We start from the raw sequence: 25,907 nt of genomic DNA on the forward strand, positions 1-25,907 counted from the left end.
GTGGCCGGGCGGATTGCTGATCGAGACATCGCGGCGATTCGTGACAAGGTCCGCATCGAGGACGTCGTCGGGGACTACGTGCAGTTGCGGCGCGCCGGCGCCGACTCGATGAAGGGGCTGTGCCCGTTCCACGACGAGAAGTCGCCGTCGTTCCACGTCCGGCCCAACCACGGCCACTTCCACTGCTTCGGCTGCGGCGAGGGCGGCGACGTGTACGCGTTCCTGCAGAAGATCGAGCACGTCAGCTTCGTCGAGTCGGTCGAACTGCTCGCCGACCGGGTCGGCTACACGATCACCTACACCGGCGCGTCCAGCACCAGCGTGCAGCGCGACCGCGGCAGCCGCAGCCGGCTGATCGCCGCCAACGCCGCCGCGCAGGAGTTCTACGCCCAGGCTCTCGAGTCCGACGAGGCCGCGCCCGCGCGCCAGTACCTGCTCGAGCGCAATTTCGACGCCGACGCAGCCAAGCGGTTCGGCTGCGGGTTCGCGCCCTCGGGCTGGGACACGTTGACGAAACACCTGCTGCGCAAAGGGTTCGAGTTCAAGGAACTCGAGGCGGCCGGGCTGTCGCGGGAGGGCAAACGCGGCCCGATGGACCGCTTCCACCGCCGGCTGCTGTGGCCGATCCGGGCCAGCGGCGGCGAGGTGATCGGCTTCGGGGCGCGGCGCATCTTCGACGACGACCCGATGGAGGCCAAGTACGTCAACACCCCCGAGACGGTGCTGTACAAGAAGTCGGGGGTGCTGTTCGGCCTGGACCTGGCCAAGCGCGACATCGCCAAGGGACACCAGGCAGTCGTCGTCGAGGGCTACACCGACGTGATGGCGATGCACCTCTCGGGGGTGACGACGGCGGTCGCGTCGTGCGGCACCGCGTTCGGCGACGAGCATTTGTCGATGCTGCGTCGACTCATGATGGACGACAACTTCTTTCGCGGTGAACTGATCTACGTGTTCGACGGCGACGCGGCCGGGCGGGCGGCGGCGATCAAGGCGTTCGAGGGTGAGCAGAACCTGGCGGGGCAGTCGTTCGTGGCGGTCGCCGACGATGGCATGGACCCGTGCGACCTGCGGCTCAAGTCCGGCGAGGGTGCGCTGCGCGACCTGGTGGCCCGGCGAACTCCGTTGTTCGAGTTCGCGATTCGCACCGCCCTGGCCGAACACGACCTCGACAGCGCCGAGGGTCGGGTGGCCGCGCTGCGCCGCTGCGTGCCGATGGTCGCGCGCATCAAGGAGCCCATGCTGCGCGACGAGTACGCCCGCAGGCTGGCCGGCTGGGTGGGCTGGGCCGACGAGTCGCAGGTGCTGGGCCGGGTCCGCGAGGAGGCGCAGAAGCGCGGCATGCCCGAACGCGGAGGCCGCCGCCGCGCCGCGGCCGAGCAGCCGCGCAAGGTCCGCCCGGCCGAATCGGCGGCGCGACCCGATCCGGCCGATCCGACGTTGTGGCCGCAGCGCGAAGCGCTCAAGGCCGCGCTGCAGTACCCGGTGATCGCCGGGCCGGTGTTCGACTCGCTGACCGTGGAGAGCTTCACCCATCCGGGTTACGCGGCGGTGCGCTCGGCGATCGCCGCGGCCGGCGGGACGTCGGCGGGGCTGTCCGGCGCGGAGTGGATCGAGACGGTGCGGGCGCAGACGGCGACACCCGCCGCGGCCAGCCTCGTCAACGAGCTCGGCGTGGACGCCATCAACGTCGAGGACGAGGAGAAGCTGCCGCGCTACATCGGCGGGGTGCTGGCCCGGCTGCAGGAAGTGTGGGTGGGCCGTCAGATCGCCGAGGTGAAGTCGCGGCTGCAGCGCATGTCGCCGGTCGAACAGGGCGACGAGTACCACGCGCTGTTCGGTGACCTGGTCGCGATGGAGGCCTATCGCCGCAGCCTGCTCGAACAGGCCAGCGGCGACGACATCTCTGCGTGAGCGCGTGTAACGCGATATGGTGGGCGCGCTATTAAACCGTCGGGGGACGGTAGGAAGGCGAACACGTGACATCCACCAACAACCAGGCGCGGCGCATCATCGCTGCCGGCGCATTCGCGGTGGCCGCGGTCGCGGCGCCGTTCGCGGCGTCCGTGCTGTCCGACGCCTCTGACGTGCAGGCCGGTCCCGCCTGCCTGGCGTGGTTCGGCAACAAGGAAGACGGCAAGTGCCTGTCGTACTCCAACGGCAACGGCGTCAACGTCGGCACCCCCGACCTCGGCGTCTACGGGCCCAACTCGAGCAACGTGCCCGGCGGCGGCGTCGGCGTGAGCACCGGCCCGCTGTTCCCGGGCCAGACCTGGTCCAACGGGATCAACTGACTTCGAACGTCCCTTGACGGGTTGATCGCACGCAGATTCTGCGGGCAATCAACCCGTCAATTCGTTTTACGGGTCTCCGGGCCGATGACCGCGGTGCCCTGATCGAGCTCGGTGAGGGTGACCATCGGCGGATCGGGGGAAACGCGGTCGGCGATCTTGCGGCGGCCCGCGTCGATCACGGCCTTCGCGGCAGGGCTTTCGGTGACCGCGCGGTAGGTGCCGGCGATCTGCTCATATCGGCGGCGGCCGGCCTTGGAGCCCAGCACGTAGCCGACACCCAATACGACGACATACCCGATCACGGGGTCCCTTCCAGACGACGGTGTGTTCGGTTCCATCCTGCCTCACACACCTGAGAGCGCGCGTGGTGGCAGCGCGTTGGCAAGCCGAGCGATGCGTACGCTAGAGTCATCCCTCGGCCCGCACAGTAAGCGTGATCGCGGGTGAGCAGTCCCCTGTAGCTCAATTGGCAGAGCATTCGGCTGTTAACCGAAGGGTTGCTGGTTCGAGTCCAGCCGGGGGAGCCACGTTTTAGCGATCATCGGCCGCGCGGCGGCTAGACGGCTGCCAGTCGTTATCCAACGGCGAACAAGGCCGAATTCGTTGCCACTGATCTGGCGGTGGGTGCCCTACCGTGGGTGAAATGCTGGCCCTGTTCGACGTCTCACTCGGCAGCGCGGCGTGAATATCGAGGACTCGCCGCCATGGTCGAAGAGCCAGCTGCGTCGGCTGGGCGAATCACTGCTCGAGAGGTGCGCCCCACCCGAAGGTTGCCCCGACTACAACGCAGTGATGCTCTGGCACAACGACCTCGCTAGCGAAGTCGCGCGCATACTCACCGAAACCGAGTGGAGCTGGAAGCCCGAACAATTCAGGCTGACCGCCCGATCGAAGACCGTCGACACCTTGGTACAAAAGCTTCAGCGATCAGCGTTGAAGCTCGACCGCGTGCAAGACCTCGCGGGCGTTCGTATCGACGCCGAGATGAACCTCACGCGACAGACGCTCCTCGCAGGTGAGATCGCTCACCACTTCGGCGGAGACCAGAGGGTGACGATCCGGGACCTACGGCAGCAGCCTCATTCGGGTTATCGCGCCGTTCATCTGTGGCTCGTAGTGCCGGCTGGCCGCGTCGAGGTGCAAATCAGGACGAACTACCAGAGCTTGTGGGCCAACGTCTACGAAGGGCTCGCAGACTTGGTCGGCAGAGGAATCCGGTACGACGAGCCGCACGATGATCCGGTCGTCCAGCAGATTGTCGAACGGATGCACTCGATGTCCGCCGAGATCGCTCACGACGAAGTGGTCGCCGATCAACTCGACAATATGTTCGGCCAGGCCGTGCAGGAGATTGTCGACGATGTGGCTGCAGGCGCTGCTGAAATGGGCGTGAATGCGCCAAATCCGCACCTGCTCGACCAGGCGATAAAGGCTCTTTCCAGCGGGTCCAACCTGGAGTTCCTCGCAAGGCTGAGACAAACGGGTGACCAATTGCGTGACCTGCGTCGTATCTTGAACAAAGAGACAGAGGAGAAGTAGAACCTATGCCCGGCTTTGTAATCGAATTCAACCGACACACAGGTGTCCGCCGTGTGACGGAGTTCGCGACTGCCCGCGAAGCCATGGAGCGACGGCTCCAGCTGGAAGCCGACCGCACAGATGACAACGTCGAGATCGTGGCTCTAATCAGCGACTCTGTCGACACGCTTCATCAGACCCACTCTCGATACTTCACCGGCGAGGAACTCGCTGCAATCTGAGACCGGCGCGATGTCACATCTCGTATATCGAAGCTGTTAACCGAAGGGTTGCTGGTTCGAGTCCAGCCGGGGGAGCCACGTTTTCAACACTCCGACCTGATGGTCGAGCAGTCACGCGATCGCAGAGCATGATGGGGCGATGGCCGACGCAGGAATCTGGATCGCGTGGGGCTTGCCCGCGCGTGGACGTGAACCGCAAGCTCTCGAACTCCTGAGGGAAACCACGACGGGCTACCTCGACCAACTGCGCGGCGACGGTCGCATCGAACGCTTCGACACCGCGATCCTGCGCCCGCAGAGCACCGAGCTCGGCGGCTTCATCTTGATCCAAGGCACACAGGACCAGATCGACGCGCTGCGCCGCGCGCCCGACTTCGAGCAGTGGGCCACCCGGGTGCAACTGGTGGCCGATCGGGTCGGCATGGTGGAGGCCTGGGTCAACGACGGGCTCGGCGAAGCGATGGACCTCTACAACGAGGCACTGCACCAGGCGGGCATCCTCCCGTAACGAACGTTGCTCGTAGAGCGATATTGACGGCGAACTCCCCACGAGGTCGGCGACTGTAGCGACAGCTGTGGTTACTGGGACGATCGTCCCTTTTGCTGTATGGCTCCTCCAGGTGCTGTCTAATGGCAATGCGACGGGTTGGGGGAAGGCCTGCGGGAGGTACACATGGGAGCAGCACACTACATCGGTCGGGTCGGGGGTCTGGCCGTCGCGCTCGGGGTCGGCACCGCGATCGCGACGGGGCACGGCATCGCGACCGCCGATACGACGGAGTCGCAATCCGAATCCACCTCCGAGCAGTCGTCGACCGATAACGACACCGCCGGCACCACGACCACGAGCGGCACGACCACCGCGGGTGACAGTCACGTCGACGCCGGCGACGACGACGGCGAGGCGGAAGCTCCGACGACGTCGACGACGACCTCCACCACCGTCACCGACGGCGTGACGGTTCGTGCGCAGACCAACACCAGCGCCGAGCCGACCGAAGAGCCGACCGAAGAGCCGACGCCCACTGCAGAGCCGACCAAGACTGCCGAGCCGACGCCGACCGAAGAGCCGACACCCACTGCCGAGCCGACGAAGACCGCCGAGCCGACGCCGAAGCCCGCACCGGACAAGCGCGCCCCGGAGGTAGCGCCGACAGCGGCGACGTCGTCCGAACAGACCAACGCCACTCCGTCAGCCGCCAGGGTGCAGTCGTTGTCCGATCCGGCCGCGACCGTGCAGAAGCCCGCCAAGGTCGCGGTGTTCGCCGACGCCCGCTCGCTGGCCGCGCCGGATGCCTCGCCGCTGCTGACGACCAGCCAGCCGATCAGCACGCCGGCCGCCGCGACGCCGTCGCTGCCGAACCTGTTCACCGCCGTCACCAATGTGGTGTCCAGCACGATCAACTGGATCCTCAACCCGTTCGCCGGGACGGCGCCGTCCACGCCCGCGCAGCCGCCGCTGATCTGGGGCCTGCTGGCGTTCGCGCGCCGCGAGTTCGAGAACTTCTTCGCGGCGTTGACCGGTCGCAGCGAGACAGCGGCAGTGCAGCAACCGATGGCGGCACTCGCGCTCGCGGCGGCCCCGAACACGCCGCTGTACTCGCCGTTCCCGAACGCGCAAGTCAGTCCGTCGACCCAGTTCGTCGCGTGGGTGACCGGCAACTACCAGTACCCCAACAACGGGCAGTACTCGGATCTGATCGCCGACACCTCGACCCGGTACACCGTCGGCGGCACGGACCTCGGAATCATGTGGGACAACGGAATTCCGGACAATCCGCTGACGAAGGACATCAACGAGAACCAGATCCTGATCGCCGTCGGTGACACGTTCGCCGACGGGAACATGTCGGTCGACTGGCGGTCCAACACGATCTTCCGCAGCTCGGATCGGGACCTCAGCAACGGCATGGAGATCCCCGACGGGCAGTGGTACACCGGCAACATGTTCGGTGGCGCGCCGCTCGGGCCGGACGGGTACCCGAACCGCGCCCGCCAGGTCATCTTCGCCGAGGGGCTGCCCGCCGGCATCACGCTGATCCCCACTGCAGGTATCTCGGTACCCAATCCCGACTCGAAGTACGGTGCCCGCCAGTACGTGAGCTTCATGTCGGTCACCCAGTGGGGTGCGCCGGGTTCGTGGACGACGAACTACTCGGCCCTCGCGTACTCCGACGACAACGGCGAAACCTTCCACGTTGCGCCGCAGACCGTCCGCTACAACCAGCCGTGGAGCGGTAACCAGAACTTCCAGCAGATGGCCTTCGTGCGGCCGGGCGACGGATACGTCTACGTGTACGGCACCCCGAACGGCCGGCAGGGCGCCGCACACCTTGCGCGCGTGCAGGAACAGAACATGCTCGATCTCAGCAAGTACGAGTACTGGAGCAAGGGCAGCAGCGGTTTCTTCGGTTGGGGCGCAACCCCGGCCGGTTGGAAGAAGAACAACCCCGCCGCCGCCACCGCCGTTTTCGGGGTCGACAAAGGGGCCTGCGGTGTCGCCAACCCCGGCAACCAGGTCAGTGAGATGTCCGTGCAGTACAACAAGGCGCTGGGCAAGTACGTGGTGCTGCACGGCGACCAGTTCAACAACATCGTGATGCGCACCTCGGACACTCCGCAGGGCAGCTGGTCGAGCGCCAAAGTGTTGATGACACAACAGAACGGCGGCATCTACGCGCCGATGATGCACCCGTGGTCGCCGTCGACCTTGGGCACCGGCACCGATCTGTACTGGAACCTGTCGTTGTGGTCGGATTACAACGTGATGCTGATGCGCACCGACCTGACCAAGGTGTGACGTGTTGAGAGCCGCCGTGCTCGCGGTGCTCGTCGCGCTGGCCGGCGCACCGATGGCGTGTGCCCAACCCGGCGCCGGAAGCACCGGGTGCACAAGCGATCTCGATGGCGCGATGACGCGTACGCCCGATGCCGACGTCCCGTCGGTGTGCCGCGGCGGCGCCTGGCAGCCGGTCACCGCGCCGCAACCGCCGGCCGACCGGTGGGTGAGTTCCGAGGCGCCGGAACTGCTGCACGGTCAAGGGATGCGCAATCCCGAGATGGCCGCGGGCACCTGGACCGCGACACCACGCGATCCGTCGGCGCGCTGCCGGGCGCAACAGCGAGATGTCGTCGCGCCCGGGCAGCTCAGCGAGCCCGCGACCGTCGAGGGTCAGCCGGGTGAGCCGGTGCGCGTGCAGGTGGCGCCCCGGATGTTCACCATCGAGCTGAGCGGTAACTGCGTGTGGGTCCGCGGCTGATCGCCGCCTACCGCTTCAGTGACCCCGGCGGCCAGTCCACGCCGATCTCGTCGCAGATCGGCGGAATGATGATCAGCGATCCGCGCGGGCTGCAGAACGGTGTGCCGGGCGGCTTCTGCAGCGGAGGCGCCGGCGGGCCTTGCGGTGCCGGCGGCGGGGTGGCCGGCTGGGCGCCGGAGCCGTTCCACGGATACATCGTGTTGGTGGTGACGTCGACGATGCCGTCGGAGTTCCAGTACCAGTCGTGCGGCACGTTCCAGTCCCACGTCAGCACCTGGCCACCGGGCGGTGGCGGCTGACCCGGCAGCCAGTGCGTGCAGGTGACCCCGGGCGGGCAGTTGCCGCCCTGGTAGCTCGGGCCTTGGGCCTGCGCTGCGCCGACGGTCATGGCCGTGCCTGCCGTCAGGCCGACCGACACCGCCGCCGTCAACGCGAACCGCGCGATTCGGTTCATGAGTGGGTTCCTTCCCTTCGGCCCGACCCCAGTAGCCGTCGCCGTTGGGCCCATTCCAGCCGGACCGCGCAGCTACCGGTCCCAACTATGCGGCCGAGACCGCAGCCGTACGGCCGTTTTGGACGGATTGCCGCTGTTCAACGGGCTGATTGCATTCGCAGGAGGTTGAATCTGATTGCACTTGCAACAACGTCAATATTGATGTGCCAATCGCGCCACCCGCCGTTCGCCGAGGCGCACAATTCGAGGCGGCGGCGAACGGTCTGACTGATCCGGGGGCCGCGCCCGCGCGACTCCACGACCGGCCACGCTCTCGCGGCCGCAGTTGATCGGATGCGGAAAAAAGGGGATCGCTATGTCCGAGCAGGAGAACAAGCAACTCGTCCAGCGGGGGTACGACGCATTCGCCGCCGGCGACATCGAGACGGTCATGAGCCTGTTCGATGACGAGGTCGAATGGGTGCAGCCCGGCGACAGCGTGGTCAGCGGCACCTATCACGGCAAGGCGGAGCTGATGGAGTACATGGGCCGGATCGGGCAGAAGGCGCCGACGATCCGCGTCGAGCAGATGATCGCCGAGGGCGACACCGTCGTCGCGCTCACCGAGATCACGGTCGACGGCCACACCTCCCGCGACGCGGACGTCTACACGATCCGCGACGGCAAGACCACCGCCGTGCGGATCCACGGCGACACCGCTCTCATGGAACAGGTGTACGGCAAAAAGGAACTGGCCGCCGGCTGAGTGATGATGGGATCCGGCCCGCCCGGTCAGCGGCGGGCCGGTCTCACTTCGGCTCGATCGTTCCCGAGCTGACGGCGTCCTGCGAGGTGTGCTCGTCGGCGTCGGGGATGTGCTCGGGATGCAGCATCTCGGCATAGCGCAACGGCTCGGGGATCCCGAACCCGTCGACCAGCAACTCGGCGTACGGGCGCAGCGTGCGACAGCGTTCGTTGAGGCCCCGGGTGACCGCCTTCGCGCGCTCGGTCGAGATATAGCGGTGCTCGATGAACCACGCCTTGTCGGCCTCGATCACCGACAGCGCGTACAAGTCGCAGACCATGTTGAGGACCTTGCGGGCCTCCTCGTCGGGGCACGCGTCGATGCCGGCGACGAACGCCTCCAGGATCACGCGGTCGATGTGCGCCTGCGCGGTGTGCAGCACGTGGTCCTGCACGGCGTTGAACGCGTCGAACTCGCTCATCTCCTTGGACTTGCCCTGCAGCCGGCGGGCCACCGTCGACAGCAGGTACTCCTCGCGATCCTCGAACATCTTGACCTGGGTGCCGCGGTTGAAGAGGCTGCCCTCCTCCTCGTTGTCCTGCCGCGTGTCGAGGATGGTCTGCATGATCGTCTCGGCCGCAGTGCGTTTGAGCACCCGCTCACCGGCGAAGTTGGCCGCGAACCGCACCCACTCCACCGGGCTCATGCTCTTGACGTCGTCGGCGTAGGCGGTGAGCAACTGCTTGGCCACCAACTGCGTCAGCACGTGGTTGTCGCCCTCGAAGGTGGTGAACACGTCGGTGTCGGCCTTCAGTGCGATCAGGCGGTTCTCGGCCATGTACCCGGCGCCGCCGCACGCCTCGCGGGCCTCCTGGATCGCGCGGGTGGCGTGCCAGGTGTTGGCGGCCTTGAGCCCGGCCGCGCGAGCCTCCAGCTCGCGCTGCTCCTCGGGGTCGGGATCCTCGGCGCTCTGCAGGTCGTGGCACTTGGCGACGAGTTCGTTCTGCGCGAACTGCAACGCATACGATTCGGCGATCAGCGGGAACAGCCGGCGCTGATGCACCAGGTAGTCCATGATGACCACCTCGTGGTCGTCGCCGGGCGCCTCGAATTGCCTGCGCTGCAACGCATATCGCGTCGCGATGTCGAGCGCGACACGGGCTGCGGCCGCCGCGCTGCCGCCGACGGTGACGCGCCCGCGGACCAGCGTGCCGAGCATGGTGAAGAACCGGCGGCCCGGATTCTCGATCGGTGAGCTGTAGGTGCCGTCGGGTGCGACGTCGCCGTACTTGTTGAGCAGGTTCTCGCGCGGCACGCGCACCTGGTCGAACTGGATGCGCCCGTTGTCGACGCCGGGCAGCCCGCCCTTGTAGTGGCAGTCCGACGTCGTCACGCCCGGCAGGTCGTTGCCCTCCTCGTCGCGAATGGGCACGAGCACGCAGTGCACCCCGTGGCCCTTGCCGTCGGGCGTGATCAGCTGCGCGAAAACGGCGGCGATGCGAGCGGTTTCGGCGGCTCCGCCGATGTAGTCCTTGCGGGAGGTCGGCGTCGGGGAGTCGACGATGAACTCCTCGGTGGCCGGGTCGTAGGTGGCGGTGGTCTCCAGCGCCTGCACGTTGCTGCCGTGCCCGGTCTCGGTCATCGCGAAGCAGCCCAGCAGGTCGCAGTCGATGATCCGCTTGACGTACTTCTCGTGGTGCCGCTCGGTGCCGAGGTTCTCGATGGCCCCGCCGAACAGGCCCCACTGCACACCGGCTTTCACCATCAGCGACAGGTCGCTCATCGCCAGCATCTCGATCTGGGTGACCGCGGCACCGACATCGCCGTTACCGCCGTGCTCCTTCTTGAAGCCGTCCTCGGCGGCGCCCTTGGCCGCCATGATCTTGAGCTGCTCCGCCACCTTCGTGCGCGCGATGACGGTGTTGGGGGTGTAGTGCGGGCGGAAGATCTCGCTGGACAGTTCTTCGCGCATCCGGTTCTTCACATCGCGCCAACGGCCGTCGAGCGCATTGCGCAGATGTTCCGCAGTGGTGGTCATGAGTTTCTCCTATGTCAAGCTGCTGCCGGTTGGCAAGGTTGTTGGCGGGTTTGGTGGTCGGTGTGCAGGTGGTGAAAGACGACGCGGGCCAGGCGGCGTTTGAGGCAGCGCAGGGCTTCGGTTGGGGAATCGCCTTCGGCGAGGCGGTGTCGGTAGTAGGCCTGTCCGAGGCCATCGAGGCGGATCTGGGTCACGGCGATGCGGTGTAGTGCGGCGTTGAGTTGACGGTTGCCCGAGCGGGTCATCCGAACTCTGCCCGCGGTGTTGCCTGACCACACCGGGATGGGCGCCACACCGCTGTGGCGGGCGAAAGCCGCCTCGTTTTTGAAGCGGGTCACTCCCGCGGTCTCGCCGATGACCTTGGCCGCGGTGAGCTCGGCGCAGCCGGGCATCGCCAACAGCGCCGGGGCGATTGCGCGTACCCGCTCGCCGATACGTTTGGCCAGCATGTTGATCTGCTCGGTAAGCCGGGTGATGTCGGCCAGCTCATCGCGGGCCAACTCCGCCACCAAACCCGACTGTGTCGCCAGCCAGTCGGCGAGTAACCGGCGATGCTTGGCCAGGTCCAGCGAGCGCGGTTTCGGCGCCCGCTCAGGGTCCAGCTCGTGAACGCGCCATAACAACCGGTTGATCGTCGAAGTCCGTTGACCGACAAGGTCTTCGCGTCGATCGACCAGCAACTTCAACTCCCGTGACATCTCGTCATGCGAGGCGACCGGTAGGTCAGGTTCACGCAAGAACGCGCGCGCCACGGCCAACGCATCGATGGGATCGGACTTGCCGCGCGTACGCGCCGAGGCCCGCGTCTGCGCCATCAACTTCGGCGGCACCCGGACCACTTTCTGACCCGCAGTGAGCAGATCGCGCTCCAGGCGTGCCGACAGGTGCCGGCAATCTTCGATCGCCCACACCAGCTCTATCCCGAACTGGGTGCGGGCCCACCGCACCGCCTGCTGATGCCCGGCGGTGGTGGCTTTGACAACCTTCTCGCCGAGGTGGCGTCCGACCTCGTCGACGGCGACGAAGGTATGGGTGCGCTTGTGCACATCGGCTCCAACAACAACCATGGTGGTTGCCTCCTTCACTGTGAGGTGACGGTTGGGCCGGTCGGCGGACACATCTCAGTGGGGGCGATGCCACGCTCCTATCAAGTCACGCCGGCCGGTCCTTCACACCTGGTGCCGACAAAACGCATGAACGCCAACCCGAAGGCGGCATCGACGGTACGAGCCAGACACCAGGTGATCAGGATCCAACCACCGCGATAGGCGGCACCATCACCCTGACACTGACTCGACGGTAGCCCCCGGCGGCGTCGCGCAAACTGTGATGTCACAAACCCAGGTAATCCTCAGTAACCGCCCGCACAGGCGCGGGAGTTGAATACGGCCATGACACAGCAACAACCCGAGCCGTGGCGTCCGCACGACTTCGATCACCGCCACGGTGACGTGAGCGGCGGATGGCTGCGCGCGGCCACCTTCGGCGCGATGGACGGCCTGGTGTCCAACACGGCGCTGGTCGCCGGCGTCGGCGCGGCGGCAGGCGCGCACTCGGTGATCGTCAGCGGTTTCGCCGGCCTGGCGGCGGGCGCATTCTCGATGGCGCTGGGGGAGTTGGCGTCCGTGCAGACCGCCAACGAACAGATCGACTCGGAGGTCCGCGTGGAACGGCGCGCGCTGCACCGGCATCCGCAGGCCGAGAAGGCCGAACTCGCCGACATGATGGTCCAGATGGGGATGCAGCCCGAGACGGCCCGGCAAGCCGCCGAGGAGATCCATCGCGACGAGAACCGCGCGATCAACTTCCATCTCGTTCAGGAGATCGGGGTCAACCCCACCGAGAAGCCGTCCCCGTATGTCGCGGCGGTGTCGTCGTTTCTGACGTTCGCGGTCGGCGCGCTGGCTCCGCTGATCCCGTACCTGCTCGGCTTCGAGTCGTTGTGGCTCGGTCTGCTCTGCGGCGGGCTGGGCCTGCTGATCGCAGGTGGGGTGGCGTCCCGGTTCACCAAGAAGCCCGTCTGGTTCTCGGCGTCGCGCCAACTCGCCTTCGGAGTGGTCGCGGTCGCGGCCACTTACGTCGTGGGCACGCTCGTCGGCACCGCCGTGACATGATGTGATCGAGGTCTCGAACTAGCGTCTCAATTTGATACGCTGGCGCCGCCACAGTTGCATACTGTGGACCACGTCACACGGGACCTGGGAGGTGCGCGAGCGATGGACCGTCCACTGGCTGGGGTTCGAGTACTCGAAGTCGCACAGTTCACGTTCGTTCCGTCGGCCGGCGCGGTGCTGGCGGACTGGGGCGCCGAAGTGATCAAGATCGAGAATTCGATCACCGGCGACGGCCAGCGCGGACTGGCCACGGTGCTCGGCCACGGCACCGGCGTCGACAGCGCGGTGTTCGCACCGGTGATGGAGGGGCCCAACCGCGGTAAGCGCAGCATCGGACTCGAGCTCGGCGTCGCCGAGGCCCGCCCGGTGCTCGACGAGTTGATCCGGCGCAGCGACGTGTTCCTGACCAACTACCTGCCCACGACCAGGGCCAAGCTGCGCATCGACCTCGACGAGGTCCGCCGCATCAATCCCGACATCATCTACGTCACCGGCAGCGGCTACGGGACCAAGGGCCCCGACCGCGAGTCCGGCGCCTACGACTCGACCGCGTTCTGGGCGCGCGGCGGCAGCGCCGACGGTGTCACCCCGTCGAATGCGGAGCAGTCGGCGTACATGCCGGCCGGCGGGTACGGCGACAACATCGGCGGGATGGCGATCGCAGGCGGCGTGGCCGCCGCGCTCTACGGCCGTCGCATGACCGGCGAACCGTCGGTGCTCGACGTGTCGCTGCTGGCGGTCGGCGCGTGGGCCACCCAGTACAGCGTCAACACCGCGCTGCAGGCCGGCGGCCCGATGCCCAAGTTCGAGAGCAAGACCCAGGCGCCGTGCAACCCGTTGACGGGCAGCTACCGCACCGCCGACGGCCGCTATATCCAGCTGGCGATGCTCCAGCCCACCCGCCACTGGCCCGAGTTCTGCCGGCTGATGGGCTGCGTCGAGTTCGCGTTCGACGAGTGGTTCTCGACGCTCGAGGCGCTCACCGAAAACCTCGAAACCGCAATAGAAATCGTCGAGACGGCGATCGGCACCCGTACCCTCGCAGAATGCGCCCGGCTGCTCGATTACGGCACCGGGCCGTGGGCTGTGGTCCAGGACGGCTGGGACGTCGGCAACGATGAGGCGCTGATCGCCAACGGGCGCATCGCCGAGGTCCGCGACGCCGGCGGGCGTCCCCAAAAACTGGTCGCCAACCCGGTCAAATTCGACGAGGGCGAACTGAGTCTGCACCGCGCCCCGAAATTCGCCGAGCACACCGACGAGGTGCTGCGCGAACTGGGCCTCGACGACGAAACGCTGACCGAGCTGAAATTCGCCGGGGCCATCACGTGACCGCCAGCATCTTCGACGCCGCCGGCGAGGACGACGACTTCGTCAGGACCCGGCTGATCAGCGCCGCCGAACAGGAGTTCGCGGAAAACGCCGGGGGCACAGTGCAGATGGAGGCGATCGCGAAACGGGCCGGGGTGTCGCGGGCCACCGCGTTCCGCCGGCTGGGCAGCATCTCCGAGGTCGTCGTGCAGGTCGCGATGCGCCGCGCCCGGCGCCACATCGACGCCGTGCAGGAGGTGATGGCCGCCGAGTCGGCGGTGTTCGCAAAGATCGAGGCCGCGCTCATCTACACCGCGCGCGAACTACCGACCGACGCGTCGATCGCCGCGCTGATCGCGCAGCATTCCACCGCCGCCAACGACCCCCGGGTGCACCAGGCGGCGGTCGGCGCGATGGGCGACGTGATCCGAGAGGGACAGCGCCGCAGCGAGATTCGCGATGACGTCGAGTTGGACGACCTGATCGACTTCCTGGTCGAACAGACCTATCTGGCCGCAGAAGCCATTGACCGCTCCGAGACCGCCGTACGGAAACGGTTCCGCCAGTTCGTCGTCCCCGCGATCGAGGCCCGCGGCGGGTCCGGCGGTGAGGCCATCGCCCAAGCCCGTGAGCTCGAGGCCGCCGCGGCGGCGGCGCTGGCGGCCGCGCAACGACTGACCGAACAGTTGGAGAAAGGAACCAGCAGTGACCGCTGACGGAGCTCAGGGCAAGAAGCAGCCGAGGTAGTCGATGCTGGCGCGGGTCATCTCCGCGAGTATCACGTTGTCGCCGGCGGAATCGTTCCGGTAGGCGAGGTCGAGGCCCTTGTCGAGCATGCCGATGAAGATCTGCGCGACGACGTCGAGGGGGACCGCCGGAGCGTCGGGCCGCGTCGCGGTGACGCTGGTGGCCAGGTAGGCCGCCAGCGCATCGTCGTGCATGCGGTTGGCCTGAAGCATGCGTCCGGAGAAGTCCGCGGAGAACCAAAGTGAGCGGAATCCCGGTGAAGCATCGAAGAACTCGATGATGGTTTGGATGCCGGCGCGCACGGTGGATCGCCAGTCCGGCCCGGCGAGGCTGAAGCCGACCTCCTCGAGTCTGTGGTCGAGTTGCATCAACCCGCTGGCCACAATCTCCTCCAGCAGCGCCTGCCGGTCGTCGAAGAAGTTGTAGAGCCAGCCGATGGACACTTCGGCGCGTGCCGCAACAGTCGTGGTGGTGACGGCTTCGGCTCCGCTTTCGTCGAGTATGGCCGCCGTTGCGTGCAGCACGCGGGCCATCTTGTCTTGGCTGCGCGATTGCGCAGCCGAACGACGGGCTCCGACCTGATCCATCACCGGGACCATCAGTTGAGACAGCGAAGTAACGAGGGTTACGTCGCTTTTACCGGCCAGCACCGGATCAGAAATCTGAAAATGATTCAGTTTCACAGTCACTGACTCCACCTCATCGCCGAGGCCGCTCGGGCCTGCTCACCCGGGCAACCCTACCCGCACCACCTCGTGATCGGAGTTCCTCGATGCCCAAGTACCACCTGCCCCCAACCGCTACACCGGATGAAGTCACCGCCGCGATCCGCGAGGACGGCTTCGTCATCGTCGACAATCTCGTGTCCAACGAACTGATGGACAGGGTTGCCGAGGAACTAGAGGAGTACATCGACATCACGCCCACGGGCAACGACGACTTCGTCGGGCGGATGACCCGCAGGACCGGTTCGTTGATCGCTCGGTCGCCGGCAAGTCGCGAACTGATCATGCACCCGTTGGTTCTCGGATCCGTCGCAGATCTGTTGGCCAAGGCCACCGCCTATCAGCTGCACCTGACCCAGGTGATCTCCGTGCTGCCCGGCGAGACCGATCAACCGTTGCACCGTGACGAATTGGCATGGGACTTCTTCCCGTTCCCGCTCGACTACGACGTCCAGTGCAACACGATGTGGGCGATGACGGACTTCACCGTCGAGAACGGCGCGACGCGCTTGGTGCCGGGAAGCCATCTCACCGAGGGGAAACAAACTTACGACGACGACGCGATCGTGCGCGCCGAGACGGAGCGGGGATCGCTGTTCTTCTACTCCGGCAAGGTGTACCACGGCGCTGCGGCCAACCGCTCGCCGATGGTCCGCCAAGGCATCAACATCACGTACTGCGTCGGATGGGTACGCCAGGAAGAAAACCAGTACCTGTCGACGCCGATCGAAGTCGCCCGCACCCTCGACGACGACCTGCTCAAGCTGATGGGTTATCAGATGGGCGGACTGGCCATGGGCTACATCCGCGACTTCGAAGACCCGATGGTCGCGATCCGGGACGACGGCGTCAAGCGTCAATACGACTTCGCGTCGCTGACACAGAATCCCAACCACACCAATGCCGGTCTCATGGACTCGTTCCACGAGGAGATGGTCAGTGCCGAGACCCCGGCGGTCGCAGGAGAACTCGCGTGATCACCCGGACCAACCCCGAGGTCGGGTATGTCGACGAGTCCACCTTCACCATGCTGGGGTTCAGTCAGGTCGTGCGTGCAGACCGCACCGTGTACTACTCCGGCATCGCGCCGTTCGTCGGCGCACCACCGGATTTCACGGTTGTCGGAACCGGATCGATGGAGGAGCAAGTCGTGTTCTGCATGGACGTCCTCGAGCGGTGCATGGCGTCCGAAGGACAGAGCCTTGACGGGTTGGTGGCAGTCACTGTTTACGCAACGGATATGCCCGCTCTGATGGCCACGGCTGAAATCTTCGCCAAACGGTTCGGGGCCGCACCTCCCGCGAGCACATGGGTGGGTGTCACAGAGCTGGCGCACCCCGACCAGCTGGTCGAGATCACCGCTACCGGAGTAGATCTCACACCCAAGGACGAAGCATGACCGCCACACCCGTCGCACCCTCGGCCGAGGTAGCTGCAGAAGAGCCCGGGCTGGCAAAGGGCGTCATCAAGCTGCCCGGCGTTCTGTTCGTCGCGATCGCCACGATGGCGCCGGGCGCCGGTGCGGCGTACGCGGTGAGTACCGGCGCGTCGTTCGGAGGCGGTGCCCTTCCGCTGGCCGTGGTGTTCGCGCTTGTCGGCAGCTTGTTGGTGGCGGCGGCGATCGGCCAACTGGCCAAACATATTTCGTCGGCCGGTGGGCTGGGATCCTACGTCGGTACCTCGTTTCACTCGGCAGCCGGTTTCGTCGTCGCGTGGGCTTACCCGTTCATGTACCTGTTCGCGATGCCGTACCTGGCCCTGGTATTCGGCAACCTGCTGGCGATGACGGTGGCGCCCGACGGTGGAGGTGACTTCAACGCCGTGTGGACGATCGCGGCGTTGGCGTGTCTGGCCGGTGCGTTCGCGACGAACTACTTCGGCGTCGAGGTCGGGGTCCGGTTCGGCCTCATCCTGGGCCTGTTCGAAATCGTGGTCCTGGTGGTGGCATCGGTGTGGATGATGATCGCGGCGGGTGACGCCAACAGCCCGTCGCTGTTCACCACACACTTCGCAACAGTTCCCGGATTCGAGGGCCTCGGCGGTGTGGTTGCGGCCTCCGTCTACGGCTTCCTGGCGTTCATCGGATTCGAATCCGCCGCGCCGCTTGCCGAGGAGACGGAGAATCCGCACTGCAACGTGCCGCGCGCTGTCATTCTCTCGTGCTTGCTGATCGGCGTTTTCTACGTGCTCACCTCCTATGCCTCGGCGGTGTACTTCGGTCCCGACAAGATGGCTGACTTCATGAGCTACAACGGTGGCAACGCGTGGATCGGGCTGGCCCAAACGATGTGGGGTGGCGGCTGGATCCTGCTGTTGGTGGTGCTGCTCGTGTCCGCGTTCGCGTGCATGAACAGTGCGGCGCTGGCCGCCACTCGCAGCATGTGGGCCATGGGCCGCAGCGGCACGATCCCGTCGACGTTCGGCCGAGTGCATCCCCGGTGGCGCTCACCGTCGACGGCGATCTGGGTTTTCTTCGCTGTGGGGGCCCTGCTCACTGTGGTCGGCGGATACACCTGGGACCCGGTGACGGCTTATGCGGTGTTCGGCACGGTGCTGACGGTGTGCGTGCTGCCGATCTATTTCGTGACGGCGCTGGCGTGTCCGGTGTACTTCTTGCGTTACCGGCGAAGCGAGTTCAAGGTGCTGCTTCACCTGGTGGTGCCGGTGCTGGGGGCGATCCTGTTGATTCCGGCGTTCTTCGCGGGAGCGGGAATTCCGGCGTTCAGCTTCGCGTCTGCACTGAGTTATCCGCTGAACCTTGCGGGTCCGATTGCCGGCGCGTGGTACATGATCGGGATCGGGGTGGCGATTTACCTGCTGCGTCGGCGCCGGGCCAACCTGCAGTTGCTTGCGGAGAACGCGATTCCTGAGGAGGCTGGCTGACGGATCAGTCAGTCGCCGACGGTGAGCGCGGTGGCCTGCTCGGTGAGCTCGTCGAGGTCGGATTCCTCGGCGTCGATGCCCCGCAGATGCGACCGGGTCACGGCCAGCACGCCGGCGCCGAGCAGCACCGCGGCCGCACCCACCCAGTACGGCAGGTGCACGTTGACCTGTTCGCCGAGCACGCCGGCCAGCCAGGGCGCGACGGCCGCGCCGCTGAACCGCATGAAGCTGTAGGCCGCCGAGGCCACCCCCCGCTCGACGGGCGCGGCCTTCATGACCGTCTCGGTGATCAGCGTGTTGGTGATGCCGCACCACAGCCCGGCCACCACGACCGACGTCGCCAGCACGACCTTGTCATCGGTGCCGAGCGCCATAACGACCAGCGTCACGGCCATCACGACCAGGTTCACCAGCAGGACCGGGACGGTGCCGAAACGATGTTGCAGCCGCGGCGCGACGACCACCGACGTGAAGGCCAGCGCCACGCCCCAGCCGAAGAAGATCAGCCCGATCTCCTTCGCGCCCATGTCGAGCGGGAACGGGGTGAACGCCAGCAGCGTGAAGAAGCCGAAGTTGTACAGCAGCGCGGTCACCGCCACGCCCAGCAAGCCGCGGTGCCGCAGTGCCCGGAACGGGTCGGCCAGCGTGGTCGCGCGTTCGGCGCGCGGAGTCGCCGGCAGCAGGAAGACCGTCACCACGAGCGCGAACGCCATCAGCGCCGCCACCCCGAAGAACGGCCCACGCCACGAGATCGAGCCGAGCACCCCGCCGACCAGCGGGCCGACCGCGATGCCCAGGCCCAGCGCGGCCTCGTAGAGGATGATCGCCTGTGCGACCGAACTTTTGGCGGAGTTCACGATCGCGGCCAGCGCCGTCGCGATGAACAACGCGTTGCCCAGGCCCCAAAGTGCGCGCCAGCCAACGATTTCCATCACGGTCTCGGACATTCCGGCCAGCCCGGCGCCGGCGATGATGATCGCCAGGCCGAGCAGCAGCGTGTGTTTGGGGCCGATGCGGCTGGACACCACGCCGGTGATCAGCATGGCCACGCCCATCACCGCCATGTAGCTGGTGAACAGCAGCGACACCTGCGACGGCGACGCGTCGAGGTTCTCGGCGATCGGCTTGAGGATGGGGTCGACGAGCCCGATGCCCATGAACGCGACGACGCACGCGAAGGCAACGGCCCAGACAGCTTTCGGTTGACGCCACATACGGGCGAACACTCCTTACGAGATGACTACTTGGTGATGGTGGTCGGCGCCGAGGCATCCTCGAGCAGCCGGCGCAAGACACGGACGGCGTCGGCCAGCGTCTCGCGGTCCCCAGATGACAGGCGCTCCAGATACGGGTCGATGGCTGCGCCGCGATCGGCGCGCACCTGCCGCAGCGTCTCCACACCCTCGGGGGTGATCTCGATGAGCACCGCGCGGGCGTCCTCGGGGTCGACGCTGCGCGACACCATGCCGGCATCCTCCAGACGGCGGACCTGGGTGGTCATCGTCGGCTGCGAGCAGTGATCGAGCGCGGCCAGATCGGAGATGCGGGTCGGGCCCTGATCTTCGATCGTGGACAGCAGCCGCGCCTGGGCGTAGCCGAGCGGGAGACGGACCCGCTGGGTGGCCAGTCGGTTGATCCGGGCCACGACGGACAGCAGATCGGAGCCGAGCGTCTGGGGCATGGGTACCAGATTACATAGTTTTACTATGTGATTCAACCGGCTCGCGTCCGAGCCCGGTCCAGCGGGTTCAAGGCTCGCACATCCCGGCTGGCAGAATCGTGCAATGACCGCGACCGGGCACCCGCCGAGACGAAGCGGTGTCCTGCGTCCCGTCGAACTGGCCCAGGCCTCCGTCATGGCCGCGCTGTGCGCGGCCACCGCGATCATCGCCGTCGTCGTCCCGTTCGCGGCGGGCCTGTCGCTGCTCGGCACGGTGCCGATGGGTTTGCTCGCCTACCGCTACCGGCTGCGGGTGCTGCTCACCGCGACCGTCGCCGGCGGGGTCATCGCGTTCCTGATCGCCGGGATGGGCGGCTTCATGACGGTCGTGAACTGCGCCTACATCGGCGGGCTGACCGGCATCGTCAAGCGGCGCGGACGCGGCACGCCGACGGTGTTCGTCGCCGCGCTGGTCGCCGGGGCCGCGTTCGGCGCTGCCGTGGTGGTGGCGCTGACGGTGCTCTCCCGGCTGCGCCACCTCATCTTCGAGTCGGTCACCGCCAACGTCACCGGCACCGCCGCAATCCTGGCCCGGATCCCGAACATGGAAGGCGCGGCCGAGCGGCTCAAACACGACTTCGGCGTCGCCCTCGACTACTGGCCGCTGCTGTTCTTCGGCTCCGGGGTGCTGTCGATCACGTTCGTCAGCCTCGTCGGCTGGTGGGCGCTGTCGCGGGTGATGGACCGGCTGTTCGGCATCCCCGACGTGCACAAGCTCGAGTCCTCGACCGACGCTGGTGCCGTCGCCCCGGTGCCGACCCGGCTGCGTGACGTGCATTTCCGCTATCCGTCCGCCGATCACGATGCGCTGGGCCCGGTGTCGATGACCGTCGAACCGGGCGAACACCTGGCGATCACCGGAGCCAACGGCTCGGGCAAGACGACACTCATGCTGATGCTGGCCGGGCGCGAACCCACCGCGGGCCGGATCGAACGCCCCGGCGCCGTCGGTCTGGGCCGCATCGGCGGCACGGCGGTGATCATGCAGCACCCCGAGAGCCAGGTGCTCGGCAGCCGGGTCGCCGACGACGTGGTGTGGGGCCTGCCTCCGGGCAAGGTCACCGACGTGCCGCAACTGCTCGAGGAGGTCGGCCTCGACGGCATGGCCGAACGCGACACCGGCGGATTGTCCGGCGGCGAACTGCAGCGGCTCGCGGTGGCGGCCGCGCTGGCGCGCGAACCGTCGCTGCTGATCGCCGACGAGGTCACCAGCATGGTGGACCAGCAGGGCCGCGACGCGCTGATGGGCGTGCTGTCCGGGCTGACCCGCCGGCACCAGATGTCGCTGGTGCACATCACGCACTACAACGACGAGGCCGACGCCGCCGACCGCACCGTCGACCTGACCGGCAACGGCGGCGCCGACGACAACACCGACATGGTGGAGACCTCCGAGGCGCCGGCGGCCACGGTCGCCCCCGGCCACGACGCCGCCCCGGTGCTCGAACTCAAGGGCGTCAGCCACGAATACGGCAGCGGGACGCCGTGGGCCACCACCGCGCTGCGCGACATCACCTTCGCCGTCCACGAGGGCGACGGCGTGCTGATCCACGGCCTCAACGGCTCGGGCAAGTCGACGCTGGCGTGGATCATGGCGGGGCTGACCGTGCCGACTGCCGGCGACTGCCTGCTCGACGGCACGCCGGTCGCCGATCAGGTCGGTGCCGTGGCGATCTCGTTCCAGGCGGCCCGGCTGCAGCTGATGCGCGGCCGCGTCGACATGGAAATCGCTTCGGCGGCAGGGTTTTCCGTCCGGGACCACGCTCGGGTGACCGAGGCGCTGGCCACCGTGGGGCTGGACGCCTCGCTGGCCAGGCGCCGCATCGACCAGCTCAGCGGCGGTCAGATGCGCCGGGTGGTGCTGGCCGGCCTGCTGGCCCGCAAGCCGCGCGCCCTCATTCTCGACGAGCCGCTGGCCGGGCTGGACGCCGCCAGCGGCCGGGGCCTGCTGCGGCTGCTGGCCGAACTGCGCCGCACCGCGAACCTGACCGTCGTGGTGATCTCCCACGACTTCACCGGCCTCGAGGAGTTGTGCCCGCGCACACTGCATCTGGAAGGCGGAGCACTGGTTCCCACGCCGACGACGGCGGGGGGACGGGCATGAGCACGGTGTCGACGGGCCGTCGCCAGCGCCGCGCGGTGGTGCTGCTGCGTCCGGTGCCCGGCACCAGCGTCGTGCACCGACTGTGGGCGGGCACCAAGCTGTTGATGGTCGCCGCGATCGGCGTACTGATGACCTTCTATCCGGGCTGGGTGCCGATCGGCGCGGTGGCGCTGCTGGTGCTCGTCGCGGCGCGGCTGGCCGGCATCCCGCGCGGTGTGCTGCCGAGCATCCCGGGCTGGCTGTGGGCGCTGGTGTTCCTCGGCGGCCTGACCGCCACGTTCGCCGGCGGTGACCCGGTGATCGGGCTGGGGTCGGTCGAAGTGGGCCTGGGCGGGCTGTTGAACTTCCTGCGCATCACCGCGCTGTCCATCGTGCTGCTCGGGTTGGGCGCGATGGTGTCGTGGACGACGAACGTCGCCGAAATAGCGCCCGCCGTCGCGACTTTGGGGCGGCCGCTGCGGGTACTGCGGATACCGGTCGACGAGTGGGCGGTCGCGTTGGCGTTGGCGCTGCGGGCGTTTCCCATGCTGATCGACGAGTTCCGCGTCCTGTACGCCGCGCGACGGCTGCGGCCCAAAGAGGTGGCGGCACGGCGGCGCGGACGGCTGCGGCACTGGTGGCTGGAGGCGATCGACCTGCTGGCCGCGGCCATCACCGTCGCGCTGCGGCGCGCCGACGAGATGGGTGACGCGATCACCGCCCGCGGAGGGGCCGGGCAGATCTCGGCGGCGCCGTCGCGGCCGAAGGCCATCGACTGGTGGGCCATGCTGATCGTCGCCGCGGTGTGCGGGGTGGCGCTGGCGCTGGAGCTGACCGTGCTCGGCACCAGCGCCGTGACCCGCTGACCCCCACCGTTACGGTGGTGACCGTGACAGCAACCCGACGAGTCGACGCCGACTTCCTCGCGCTGCCGCGGACGGCGCTCGCCGATGCCGCCCTGTCCGCCGCGCTGGCCGAGGGCGCCAGTTACGCCGACCTTCGGGTGCACGCGATCACCACCGAGCTGATGCAGTTGCGGGACGGCGACCTGGAGACCGCGGTCGTCGACCGCGAGATCGGCCTGGCCGTGCGGGTGATCGTCGACGGCACCTGGGGATTCGCGTCGCACGCCGAACTCAACGTCGACGTGGCGGCCGACACCGCGCGCCGGGCGGTGCGGGTGGCGCGCACGTTGGCGCCGCTGAACGCCGAACGCATCGAGTTGGCCGCCGAACCCGTCTACGCCGACGTGAGCTGGGTGTCGGACTATGCGATCGATCCGTTTGACGTGGCCGCGGCCGACAAGCTGGCGGTGCTCGGCGAGTACTCGGGGCGGCTGCTGGCGGCCGACGGCGTCGACCACGTCTCGGCGGGCTGGCATGCCGCCAAGGAGCAGACGTTCTACGCCGACACGTTCGGCTCGTCGATCACCCAGCAGCGCGTGCGGGTGCAGCCGTCGTTGGAGGCCGTCACCGTCGACGCCGCGGCGGGCACGTTCGAAACGATGCGCACGCTCGCGCCGCCCACGGCGCGCGGCTGGGAGTACGCCGCCGGTGACGAGGTGTGGAACTGGTCCGAGGAGCTGGCCGAGCTGCCGGTGTGGCTGGCGGAGAAGGTGAAGGCGCCCAGCGTCACCGCCGCGCCGACCGACCTTGTCATCGACCCGTCGAACCTGTGGCTGACGATCCACGAATCCATCGGCCACGCCACCGAATACGACCGCGCGATCGGCTACGAGGCGGCCTATGCGGGCACGTCGTTCGCCACACCCGACAAGCTCGGCACCATGCGCTACGGCTCACCGGTCATGCACGTCACCGCGGACCGCACCGTCGACTACGGGCTGGCGACAATCGGTTTCGACGACGAAGGGGTGCGCACCCAGAAGTGGGACCTGGTGCGCGACGGGATATTCGTCGGCTATCAACTGGACCGGGTGTTCGCGCCGCGGCTGGGTGTCGGCCGCTCCAACGGCTGCTCGTACGCCGACTCACCGCACCACGTCCCGATCCAGCGGATGGCCAACGTGTCGCTGGAGCCGGCCGCCGAAGATGTCAGCACCGCCGACCTCATCGCCTGCGTCGAGGACGGCCTGTACATCGTCGGCGACAAGAGCTGGTCGATCGACATGCAGCGCTACAACTTTCAGTTCACCGGGCAGCGGTTCTTCCGGATCCGCGACGGCCGATTGGACGGGCAGGTGCGTGACGTGGCGTATCAGGCGACGACGACGGATTTCTGGGGGTCGATGGAGGCGGTCGGAGGGCCGTCGACGTGGCGCCTCGGCGGGGCGTTCAACTGCGGCAAGGCCCAGCCGGGTCAGGTGGCCGCGGTCAGTCACGGCTGCCCGTCGGCGTTGTTCCGCGGGGTGAGCGTGCTCAACACCGTGGCCGAGGCGGGGCGGTGACGATGATCGGTGCACAGCAGGTGGTGGAACGCGCGCTGGCCGAGGCGGATCGGCTGGGCGGCGCGGACGAGACGATCGTGTTGGTGACCGACCGGGCGGACGCCTCGCTGCGGTGGGCGGGCAATTCGATGACCACCAACGGGGAGTCGCGCAGCCGCTACACCACGGTGGTGTCGATCGTGCGCAAGGGCAGCGACTCGCACGTGGGGTCGGTGCGCTCGAGCGAGGTCGACCCGGCGGCGATCGCAGGGTTGGTGGCGTCGTCGCAGGAGGCGGCGCGCTCGGCGCCGGCGGCCGGCGACGCCGCGCCGCTGCTGTCCAGCGGGGACGCGCCTGCCGATTGGGACGCGCCGGTCCCGGCGACGGGCGCTGAGGTGTTCGGTTCTGTCGCAGCGGATCTGGCGCGGGGATTCCGCGGTCGCGACCAGTTGTACGGCTATGCGCGGCACATCCTGGAGACGACGTTCGTCGCGACCTCCGGCGGCTTGCGCAGGCGGTTCACCCAGCCCACCGGGTCGGTGGAGATCAACGCCAAGCGCGACGGTGCCAGCGCGTGGGTGGGGGTCAGCACCGCGGATTACGTTGACGTGCCGGTCGAATCGATGCTCGACGAGCTGTCCACGCGGCTGGGTTGGGCGCAGCGCACGGTCGAGTTGCCGGCCGGCCGCTACGAGACGATCCTGCCGCCGTCGACGGTCGCGGACCTGATGATCTACATGTCGTGGGCGATGGAGGGTCGCGGGGCGCAGGAGGGCCGCACGGCGTTCTCCGCGCCCGGCGGCGGCACGCGGGTCGGAGAGAAGCTGACCGACCTGCCGCTGACGCTGTACTCGGATCCGTTCGCCGAGGGGCTGGCCTGCACGCCGTTCGTGGCGACCGCGACCTCGTCGGAGCGGATGTCGGTGTTCGACAACGGGATGGACGTCAACCGGGTCGACTGGATTCACGACGGGGCGATCAACGCGCTGGCGTATCCGCGGGCGGCGGCCGCGGAGTTCGACACGGTGCCGGCGGTGCCGGCAGACAACCTGCTGATGACCGGCGGGGAGGCCAGCCTGGCGGACATGATCGCGCGCACCGAGCGCGGTCTGCTGCTGAGCACGCTGTGGTACATCCGGACGGTGGATCCGGCGGTGCTGCTGCTGACGGGGCTGACCCGCGACGGGGTGTACCTGATCGAGGACGGTGAGGTGACCGCCGCGGTGAACAACTTCCGGTTCAACGAGAGCCCGCTGGACGTGCTGCGCCGGGCGACCGAAGCCGGGGTCAGCGAGCCCACGTTGCCGCGTGAGTGGGGTGACTGGGCGACGCGGGCGGCGATGCCGACGTTGCGAATTCCCGACTTTCACATGTCGTCGGTCAGTCAGGCGCAATAATCGGCGGGTGG

General features: G+C 67.7%; 25 protein-coding genes and 1 tRNA gene. 19 read left to right on the forward strand and 7 right to left on the reverse strand.

Annotation, left to right across the window (positions count from 1 at the left end):
- Window positions 1-1,914, forward strand: coding sequence for a DNA primase (gene dnaG / locus BLW81_RS17415; protein WP_083408254.1), 1,914 nt, complete (start codon window positions 1-3; stop codon window positions 1,912-1,914).
- A 65-nt stretch (window positions 1,915-1,979) separates the two neighbouring features.
- Window positions 1,980-2,294 carry a DUF7155 family protein gene (locus BLW81_RS17420; protein ID WP_083408255.1) on the forward strand — a complete coding sequence of 105 codons (315 nt, stop codon included), beginning with the start codon at window positions 1,980-1,982 and terminating at the stop codon, window positions 2,292-2,294.
- 56 nt (window positions 2,295-2,350) lie between these two features.
- Here BLW81_RS17420 and BLW81_RS17425 read toward each other — a convergent pair whose 3' ends face one another.
- Complete coding sequence (locus BLW81_RS17425; RefSeq protein ID WP_083408256.1) at window positions 2,351-2,596, reverse strand: hypothetical protein; 246 nt, start codon at window positions 2,594-2,596, stop codon at window positions 2,351-2,353.
- Window positions 2,597-2,745: 149 nt separating this feature from the next.
- Here BLW81_RS17425 and BLW81_RS17430 point away from each other — a divergent pair.
- The 6 genes from BLW81_RS17430 to BLW81_RS17455 all read left to right on the forward strand — a co-directional run bounded on the left by BLW81_RS17430 (window position 2,746) and on the right by BLW81_RS17455 (window position 7,314).
- Window positions 2,746-2,821 (forward strand) — tRNA-Asn (locus BLW81_RS17430).
- A 154-nt stretch (window positions 2,822-2,975) separates the two neighbouring features.
- Window positions 2,976-3,833, forward strand: a complete 858-nt coding sequence (locus BLW81_RS17435) for a RelA/SpoT-related domain-containing protein (RefSeq protein ID WP_083408257.1) — start codon at window positions 2,976-2,978, stop codon at window positions 3,831-3,833.
- A 53-nt stretch (window positions 3,834-3,886) separates the two neighbouring features.
- The gene (locus tag BLW81_RS17440; protein WP_235632025.1) at window positions 3,887-4,054 is read left to right on the forward strand and encodes a hypothetical protein; all 168 of its coding nucleotides are present in this window, start codon (window positions 3,887-3,889) and stop codon (window positions 4,052-4,054) included.
- A gap of 139 nt (window positions 4,055-4,193) precedes the next feature.
- Window positions 4,194-4,562: a hypothetical protein gene (locus tag BLW81_RS17445; RefSeq protein WP_083408259.1), complete on the forward strand. Its 369-nt coding sequence runs from the start codon at window positions 4,194-4,196 to the stop codon at window positions 4,560-4,562.
- 165 nt (window positions 4,563-4,727) lie between these two features.
- Window positions 4,728-6,854: a glycoside hydrolase family 183 protein gene (locus BLW81_RS17450; protein ID WP_083408260.1), complete on the forward strand. Its 2,127-nt coding sequence runs from the start codon at window positions 4,728-4,730 to the stop codon at window positions 6,852-6,854.
- Between the two features lies 1 nt (window position 6,855).
- Window positions 6,856-7,314, forward strand: coding sequence for a hypothetical protein (locus tag BLW81_RS17455; RefSeq protein WP_157897726.1), 459 nt, complete (start codon window positions 6,856-6,858; stop codon window positions 7,312-7,314).
- A gap of 7 nt (window positions 7,315-7,321) precedes the next feature.
- Here BLW81_RS17455 and BLW81_RS17460 read toward each other — a convergent pair whose 3' ends face one another.
- Entirely contained in the window at window positions 7,322-7,768 is a 447-nt protein-coding gene (locus BLW81_RS17460; RefSeq protein ID WP_235632026.1) for a hypothetical protein, read from the reverse strand.
- A gap of 355 nt (window positions 7,769-8,123) precedes the next feature.
- On the opposite strand from BLW81_RS17460, the gene BLW81_RS17465 reads away from it, so the two are divergent.
- Complete coding sequence (locus BLW81_RS17465) at window positions 8,124-8,513, forward strand: nuclear transport factor 2 family protein (RefSeq protein ID WP_083408262.1); 390 nt, start codon at window positions 8,124-8,126, stop codon at window positions 8,511-8,513.
- Window positions 8,514-8,556: 43 nt separating this feature from the next.
- Here BLW81_RS17465 and BLW81_RS17470 read toward each other — a convergent pair whose 3' ends face one another.
- Both BLW81_RS17470 and BLW81_RS17475 read right to left on the reverse strand, forming a co-directional pair.
- Window positions 8,557-10,530 carry an acyl-CoA dehydrogenase family protein gene (locus tag BLW81_RS17470; protein ID WP_083408263.1) on the reverse strand — a complete coding sequence of 658 codons (1,974 nt, stop codon included), beginning with the start codon at window positions 10,528-10,530 and terminating at the stop codon, window positions 8,557-8,559.
- Between the two features lie 14 nt (window positions 10,531-10,544).
- Complete coding sequence (locus BLW81_RS17475) at window positions 10,545-11,615, reverse strand: IS110 family RNA-guided transposase (RefSeq protein WP_197680326.1); 1,071 nt, start codon at window positions 11,613-11,615, stop codon at window positions 10,545-10,547.
- Between the two features lie 306 nt (window positions 11,616-11,921).
- Between BLW81_RS17475 and BLW81_RS17480 the strand changes: the two genes are divergently transcribed.
- From BLW81_RS17480 to BLW81_RS17490, 3 genes are all read left to right on the forward strand, one after another.
- Window positions 11,922-12,644 carry a VIT1/CCC1 transporter family protein gene (locus tag BLW81_RS17480; protein WP_083408264.1) on the forward strand — a complete coding sequence of 241 codons (723 nt, stop codon included), beginning with the start codon at window positions 11,922-11,924 and terminating at the stop codon, window positions 12,642-12,644.
- A 102-nt stretch (window positions 12,645-12,746) separates the two neighbouring features.
- Window positions 12,747-13,976 carry a CaiB/BaiF CoA transferase family protein gene (locus tag BLW81_RS17485; protein ID WP_083410614.1) on the forward strand — a complete coding sequence of 410 codons (1,230 nt, stop codon included), beginning with the start codon at window positions 12,747-12,749 and terminating at the stop codon, window positions 13,974-13,976.
- Window positions 13,973-14,671, forward strand: coding sequence for a TetR/AcrR family transcriptional regulator (locus BLW81_RS17490; protein WP_083408265.1), 699 nt, complete (start codon window positions 13,973-13,975; stop codon window positions 14,669-14,671). The genes BLW81_RS17485 and BLW81_RS17490 overlap by 4 nt, the downstream gene beginning before the upstream one ends.
- A 6-nt stretch (window positions 14,672-14,677) precedes the next feature.
- On the opposite strand, the gene BLW81_RS17495 is transcribed toward BLW81_RS17490, so the two are convergent.
- Window positions 14,678-15,391: a TetR/AcrR family transcriptional regulator gene (locus tag BLW81_RS17495; RefSeq protein WP_157897727.1), complete on the reverse strand. Its 714-nt coding sequence runs from the start codon at window positions 15,389-15,391 to the stop codon at window positions 14,678-14,680.
- Window positions 15,392-15,474: 83 nt separating this feature from the next.
- Here BLW81_RS17495 and BLW81_RS17500 point away from each other — a divergent pair, with 83 nt between their 5' ends.
- The 3 genes from BLW81_RS17500 to BLW81_RS17510 are packed head-to-tail and all read left to right on the forward strand — an operon-like array spanning window position 15,475 to window position 18,310.
- Window positions 15,475-16,404, forward strand: coding sequence for a phytanoyl-CoA dioxygenase family protein (locus BLW81_RS17500; protein ID WP_083408267.1), 930 nt, complete (start codon window positions 15,475-15,477; stop codon window positions 16,402-16,404).
- The gene (locus BLW81_RS17505) at window positions 16,401-16,826 is read left to right on the forward strand and encodes a RidA family protein (protein ID WP_083408268.1); all 426 of its coding nucleotides are present in this window, start codon (window positions 16,401-16,403) and stop codon (window positions 16,824-16,826) included. The genes BLW81_RS17500 and BLW81_RS17505 overlap by 4 nt, the downstream gene beginning before the upstream one ends.
- A complete protein-coding gene (locus BLW81_RS17510; protein ID WP_157897728.1) occupies window positions 16,823-18,310 on the forward strand; it encodes an APC family permease in 1,488 nt (495 codons plus the stop codon). Before BLW81_RS17505 ends, BLW81_RS17510 begins: the two co-directional genes overlap by 4 nt.
- A gap of 8 nt (window positions 18,311-18,318) precedes the next feature.
- On the opposite strand, the gene BLW81_RS17515 is transcribed toward BLW81_RS17510, so the two are convergent.
- Both BLW81_RS17515 and BLW81_RS17520 read right to left on the reverse strand, forming a co-directional pair.
- Window positions 18,319-19,524, reverse strand: coding sequence for an MFS transporter (locus tag BLW81_RS17515; protein ID WP_083408270.1), 1,206 nt, complete (start codon window positions 19,522-19,524; stop codon window positions 18,319-18,321).
- Between the two features lie 26 nt (window positions 19,525-19,550).
- Window positions 19,551-19,991: a MarR family winged helix-turn-helix transcriptional regulator gene (locus BLW81_RS17520; protein ID WP_083408271.1), complete on the reverse strand. Its 441-nt coding sequence runs from the start codon at window positions 19,989-19,991 to the stop codon at window positions 19,551-19,553.
- Between the two features lie 103 nt (window positions 19,992-20,094).
- On the opposite strand from BLW81_RS17520, the gene BLW81_RS17525 reads away from it, so the two are divergent.
- The 4 genes from BLW81_RS17525 to BLW81_RS17540 are packed head-to-tail and all read left to right on the forward strand — an operon-like array spanning window position 20,095 to window position 25,896.
- Entirely contained in the window at window positions 20,095-22,134 is a 2,040-nt protein-coding gene (locus tag BLW81_RS17525) for an ABC transporter ATP-binding protein (protein WP_083408272.1), read from the forward strand.
- Window positions 22,131-22,979, forward strand: coding sequence for a CbiQ family ECF transporter T component (locus tag BLW81_RS17530; protein ID WP_083408273.1), 849 nt, complete (start codon window positions 22,131-22,133; stop codon window positions 22,977-22,979). Before BLW81_RS17525 ends, BLW81_RS17530 begins: the two co-directional genes overlap by 4 nt.
- Window positions 22,980-23,002: 23 nt before the next feature.
- On the forward strand, window positions 23,003-24,520 hold the full coding sequence (locus BLW81_RS17535; RefSeq protein ID WP_083410615.1) for a TldD/PmbA family protein: 1,518 nt from the start codon (window positions 23,003-23,005) through the stop codon (window positions 24,518-24,520).
- Between the two features lie 2 nt (window positions 24,521-24,522).
- The gene (locus tag BLW81_RS17540) at window positions 24,523-25,896 is read left to right on the forward strand and encodes a TldD/PmbA family protein (RefSeq protein WP_083408274.1); all 1,374 of its coding nucleotides are present in this window, start codon (window positions 24,523-24,525) and stop codon (window positions 25,894-25,896) included.
- Window positions 25,897-25,907: the final 11 nt, after the last annotated feature.

It is taken from the genome of Mycolicibacterium rutilum, assembly GCF_900108565.1.
GTDB lineage: Bacteria > Actinomycetota > Actinomycetes > Mycobacteriales > Mycobacteriaceae > Mycobacterium > Mycobacterium rutilum.

Excerpts from the sequence above, each read along its gene's own strand:
- BLW81_RS17450 (WP_083408260.1), top strand. The coding sequence starts at position 4,728 with ATGGGAGCAGCACACTACATCGGTCGGGTCGGGGGTCTGGCCGTCGCG.
- BLW81_RS17510 (WP_157897728.1), top strand. The coding sequence starts at position 16,823 with ATGACCGCCACACCCGTCGCACCCTCGGCCGAGGTAGCTGCAGAAGAG.
- BLW81_RS17520 (WP_083408271.1), bottom strand. The coding sequence starts at position 19,991 with ATGCCCCAGACGCTCGGCTCCGATCTGCTGTCCGTCGTGGCCCGGATC.
- BLW81_RS17500 (WP_083408267.1), top strand. The coding sequence starts at position 15,475 with ATGCCCAAGTACCACCTGCCCCCAACCGCTACACCGGATGAAGTCACC.
- BLW81_RS17540 (WP_083408274.1), top strand. The coding sequence starts at position 24,523 with ATGATCGGTGCACAGCAGGTGGTGGAACGCGCGCTGGCCGAGGCGGAT.
- BLW81_RS17480 (WP_083408264.1), top strand. The coding sequence starts at position 11,922 with ATGACACAGCAACAACCCGAGCCGTGGCGTCCGCACGACTTCGATCAC.
- BLW81_RS17530 (WP_083408273.1), top strand. The coding sequence starts at position 22,131 with ATGAGCACGGTGTCGACGGGCCGTCGCCAGCGCCGCGCGGTGGTGCTG.
- BLW81_RS17525 (WP_083408272.1), top strand. The coding sequence starts at position 20,095 with ATGACCGCGACCGGGCACCCGCCGAGACGAAGCGGTGTCCTGCGTCCC.
- BLW81_RS17445 (WP_083408259.1), top strand. The coding sequence starts at position 4,194 with ATGGCCGACGCAGGAATCTGGATCGCGTGGGGCTTGCCCGCGCGTGGA.
- BLW81_RS17515 (WP_083408270.1), bottom strand. The coding sequence starts at position 19,524 with ATGTGGCGTCAACCGAAAGCTGTCTGGGCCGTTGCCTTCGCGTGCGTC.
- BLW81_RS17460 (WP_235632026.1), bottom strand. The coding sequence starts at position 7,768 with ATGAACCGAATCGCGCGGTTCGCGTTGACGGCGGCGGTGTCGGTCGGC.
- BLW81_RS17470 (WP_083408263.1), bottom strand. The coding sequence starts at position 10,530 with ATGACCACCACTGCGGAACATCTGCGCAATGCGCTCGACGGCCGTTGG.
- BLW81_RS17465 (WP_083408262.1), top strand. The coding sequence starts at position 8,124 with ATGTCCGAGCAGGAGAACAAGCAACTCGTCCAGCGGGGGTACGACGCA.
- BLW81_RS17485 (WP_083410614.1), top strand. The coding sequence starts at position 12,747 with ATGGACCGTCCACTGGCTGGGGTTCGAGTACTCGAAGTCGCACAGTTC.